This window comes from Klebsiella sp. MS 92-3, assembly GCF_000195655.1.
GTDB lineage: Bacteria > Pseudomonadota > Gammaproteobacteria > Enterobacterales > Enterobacteriaceae > Klebsiella > Klebsiella pneumoniae.
Window position 1 is genome coordinate 98222 of the sequence record NZ_GL882839.1, and the last position, 4128, is coordinate 102349.

Sequence of the window (4128 nt, forward strand, 5' to 3'; positions counted from 1 at the left end):
GAGCCCGGTCTGCGCAAGCAGGCGACTCAGCACCGGGCGGCGGGTCATACGATAGAAGGTGACAGTGTCACCGACTATCTGCAACAGCTGGATGCCCACGTTGGCGATCCTGAGCATGTTATTGCCTCCCTGGCGCAGGACAGCGTGCTGGCCCGCGCCACCGATATTTCGTTTCAGGTGCACTCGGTCGAGCCTTCGCACCGGGATACGCTGCGTTCCATTGAGCTGATCGCTCAGCATATTGCCCCCCACATCAGATAAGGAGTCCCCATGACGCTGAGTCAGGATATTCTGGCCGAACTGGCGGAGATCGCCCCCGGTTCCCCGCTCGATCAGGCGCGCGCCGTCCGCGATGCCGCCACCCGTCACGCCCAGGGAAGTTATGAAGTGCTGTTCCGCCAGCAGGACGCTGACTTTCCTCTTGATGAACGCTTCGCGGTGGCCGCGAAGGTGGCAAAACTGCACCAGGCGGACGCGCTGGCGGCGCACTATGCCGGTTTCGGCCTCGCCGATCCGACCACCGATCGTCTGGTCCCGGCGCTGGCCTTTGCCCGCCTGCTCACCTTCACCCCCGTTGAAGCCACTCCCTGCGCGCTGCACACCTTAACCGGCGCGGGCTGGAGCCTGCGGGGCATCGTCACCCTGGCGCAGCTGGTAGCCTTTGTCAGCTTCCAGAGCCGACTGCTGCTGGGCCTGCGGGCGCTCAACCATAAGCCCATCGTCAGCGCAGATACGCCGCTGGTCGCCGGATACTGGCATACCACCCCGTACGCGCAGAGCGGCAAAGCGGCCCCGGTTCGCTTCACCCGCGACGAGCTGCACTGGGAACCCTGGCTGGCCGATAAACCGCTGGAGGAATTCAACGCTGAAGAACAGGCGATTCTGGCCAAATATGGCCATAGCGACTCCCCCTACTTTCGCCTGCTGGCGCGCAACCAGCCGGTGCTGGAGCAGCGGACCCTGACCGATAGGGGCATTTTCTATACCGCGGGAGGATTGCCGCGCGCCGAACGCGAGCTGGCCGCCACGGTCGCCAGTAAAATCAACGGCTGTATCTACTGCGCCTCGGTGCATGCCCGCAAAGCGGCGCAGCTGGCGAAGGACGAGACCGCCGTCGACACGCTGCTGGCGGTGACGCCGGGAGAGGATCTACGCGATGGGCAATCGCCGCGCTGGCAGGCGGAAATCGACGCCGCCGCCGCGCTATCGGTGACGCCACCCGCGTTAAACGCCGATCATCTGGCGGCGCTTGATGAGCAGGGCTTAGATACTCTGGCCCAGCTGGATCTGCTGCAGTCCGCGGCCTTTTTCGCCTGGGCCAACCGCCTGATGCTTACCCTGGGCGAACCCTGGCGTGAGTAGGCGTCGTTAGTAAGCTTGTCGCCGCTGATGACAGCCATAGATGAGCAAGGCGCTCATCGCCAGAAACGACAGCGCGGCGGCGGGGAGCGCCACGCTGTTCCAGCCAAAGCCCTGGGCGATCATCATTCCGCCGCAGAAGGCGCCGATGGCGCTGCCGAGGTTAAAGGCGATCTGTCCCCCGGCCGCCCCCAGCATCTCGCCGCCTTTGGCGTTCTGCAGCAGCAGGATCTGCAGCGGCGCTGACAGGGCGAATAGTCCCGCGCAGCAGATAAACGCCAGCGCCAGCGAAGCGACTTTCTGTTCACCGAAGGCAAAGATCAGCAGCAGCGTCACGGCAATGACCCCGTCGGTCATGGCCGCAATGCGCAGCGGGCTGTAGCGCCCGGAAATTTTGCCGCTGAACAGATTGCCGACCACCATTCCCAGCCCCGCCAGCATCATAATCAGCATCATCTTGCTTTCAGCAAAGCCGGAGACGTTGAGCATAAAGGGCTTGATATAGCTGAACCAGGCAAACACGCCGGCGTTACCGAACATGGTGGCGGCGAAAATCAGCCACGGCGCCGGGGAGGCAAGAAAACGGAACTGCTCGCGCAGCCGCGTGCTGGCCCGGTCATAAAGCGTGGGCACCCAGCAGAAGATCGCCAGAAATACCGCCACGTTAAATACCGCGATAAGCGCAAAGGTATAGCGCCAGCTGAAGTGATGCCCAAGCCAGGTGCCGCCCGGGACGCCCACCAGGTTAGCGATCGTCATGCCGCCAATCATCCCCGCCACCGCGGCGGTCACCTTCCCCGGGGGCGCGATTTTCGACAGGATAATCGCGCCGACGCCAAAGAACGCCCCGTGGGGAAACCCGGAAACCAGCCGGCCAAGCGCCAGCATGGCGTAGCTACTGGAGAAGGTAAACAGGGTATTGCCGAGAATACACAGGCCAGCCAGGAACAGCATCACCGATTTCAGGGAAAACCGGCTGGAGAGCAGCGCCATGATCGGCGCGCCGATCACCACGCCGAAGGCATACCAGGCAATCATATTGCCGGCGGCGGGAATGGATATTCCGACATCGTGCGCCATATCCGGCAGCACGCCCATAATGCCAAACTCCGCCATGCCAAGTCCAAAGGTGCCCAGCGCCAGTGAAAAGATTGTTTTTTTCATACATCTTATAGGGGTATTGAGAGCCGGCCGGCATTATTTACCATCCCGCCCCGACACACCAGCTAAAAACGCCCGACGGCAGTTTCCTCCATACAACAGCCTGATTCGTTCATGTTCCCCAGCCGCGTGGCATACCGGCGGCGTGGTTTCGCAGTAACAATCCCCTATCAAAATCAGTGAGCTCAAAGAGATAAACACCTCATTGATCTCAAGTTAACTTGAGGTTGTAAAGTCAAAACATCGTTCACCTTGGGAGAATTATCCATGCATAGTGTTGATGTCGGTTTTACTCATGTCGCCTTTACCGTCCGCTGTCTGGCCAGCAGCATCGATTTTTATACCCGCTATACCGCGATGACCGTCATACACCAGCGCGAGCCCGACCTTCCCTCGGCGCGCAAAGTGGCATGGCTCAGCGACCGCACCCGGCCTTTCGCCCTGGTGCTGGTGCAAAGTGACGATCCGGCCGATACGCCGCTGGGACCGTTCGGCCACCTCGGCGTCGCCTGCGCCACCCAGGCCGAGATCGATGAGAAAGTGGCCCTCGCACGGCGGGAAGGTGTTTTACGCCGGGAGCCGGAGCAGCTGGGCGATCCGGTGGGCTATTTCGCTTTCTTTGCCGACCCGGACGGTAACACCCTGGAGCTGTCGTGGGGGCAGCGGGTGGGACTGGAAGTCATCCTGGCGGGAAAACCCGGCGAATAATTTTCCACCGCCTCGCCGGGGGAGGATTACACTTCAAAGGGATACCTCGGCAACACGGAGCATGGCGATGGGCAACAAGAAAAGCGGTAATCCGGTCGACACGGCGGCAAAAATCGCGCCGCTCGACAACAAAGCGTACGAGAAAGCGCTGCGCAAACTCCACGTTGAGCTGGTGAAACTGCAGCGCTGGGTAGTGCACAAGGGACTGAAAGTGTGCATTGTCTTTGAAGGCCGGGACGGCGCCGGGAAAGGCGGCACCATTAAGGCCATCACCGAGCGCGTCAGCCCGCGTATCTTCCGAGTCGTCGCCTTACCCTCGCCCACCGAGCGCGAAAAAAGCCAGCTTTACTTTCAGCGCTATATCAAGCATCTCCCGGCGGCCGGCGAAATCGTGATTTTCGATCGCAGCTGGTATAACCGCGCCGGCGTCGAACGGGTGATGGGCTTTTGTACGCCGGAGGAGGTGCAGAAGTTCCTCGACGGCGCGCCGATGGTGGAGCGCGGCATGGTCGAATCGGGCATTATTCTGCTCAAGTACTGGCTGGAGGTCTCTCCGCAGGAGCAGGAGCGCCGTCTGCGGGATCGCATCGACGACGGGCGTAAAATCTGGAAGCTCTCGCCGATGGACATTAAGTCTTTCAACCGCTGGGATGAATATACCGCTGCCCGCGACGCCATGTTCGCCGCCACCGATACCGCCTGGGCGCCGTGGTTCGTCGCCCGCTCAGAGGATAAAAAGCGCGTGCGTCTGAATATCATCACCCATCTGCTGTCGCAGATCCCCTATGAAGCTTTACCGGTGGAGCCTGTGACGCTGCCGAAGCGCAAAATTGGCAAAATGAAACAGACTAATTTTCCTTTCCGCTTCATTCCAGAGAAGTTTTGATTATTTCCCGTCGC

The 4128-nt window shown here is 60.9% G+C and carries 4 protein-coding genes and 1 pseudogene; 4 read left to right on the forward strand and 1 reads right to left on the reverse strand.

Annotated elements, in window-relative coordinates; translation table 11 throughout:
• Positions 1-261: pseudogene (locus HMPREF9538_RS30375) on the forward strand (putative FMN-dependent luciferase-like monooxygenase); the annotation flags it as partial.
• Between the two features lie 9 nt (positions 262-270).
• On the forward strand, positions 271-1362 hold the full coding sequence (locus HMPREF9538_RS06900) for an alkylhydroperoxidase domain protein (RefSeq protein ID WP_009485862.1): 1092 nt from the start codon (positions 271-273) through the stop codon (positions 1360-1362).
• A gap of 6 nt (positions 1363-1368) precedes the next feature.
• On the opposite strand, the gene araJ is transcribed toward HMPREF9538_RS06900, so the two are convergent.
• Positions 1369-2523 (reverse strand): MFS transporter AraJ, encoded by a 1155-nt coding sequence (araJ, locus tag HMPREF9538_RS06895; RefSeq protein ID WP_004189866.1) that lies wholly within the window; start codon positions 2521-2523, stop codon positions 1369-1371.
• Between the two features lie 264 nt (positions 2524-2787).
• Here araJ and HMPREF9538_RS06890 point away from each other — a divergent pair, with 264 nt between their 5' ends.
• The gene (locus tag HMPREF9538_RS06890; protein WP_004176000.1) at positions 2788-3228 is read left to right on the forward strand and encodes a VOC family protein; all 441 of its coding nucleotides are present in this window, start codon (positions 2788-2790) and stop codon (positions 3226-3228) included.
• 67 nt (positions 3229-3295) lie between these two features.
• Positions 3296-4114, forward strand: coding sequence for a polyphosphate kinase 2 (gene ppk2, locus HMPREF9538_RS06885; protein WP_004180084.1), 819 nt, complete (start codon positions 3296-3298; stop codon positions 4112-4114).
• The last annotated feature ends 14 nt before the right edge of the window (positions 4115-4128 follow it).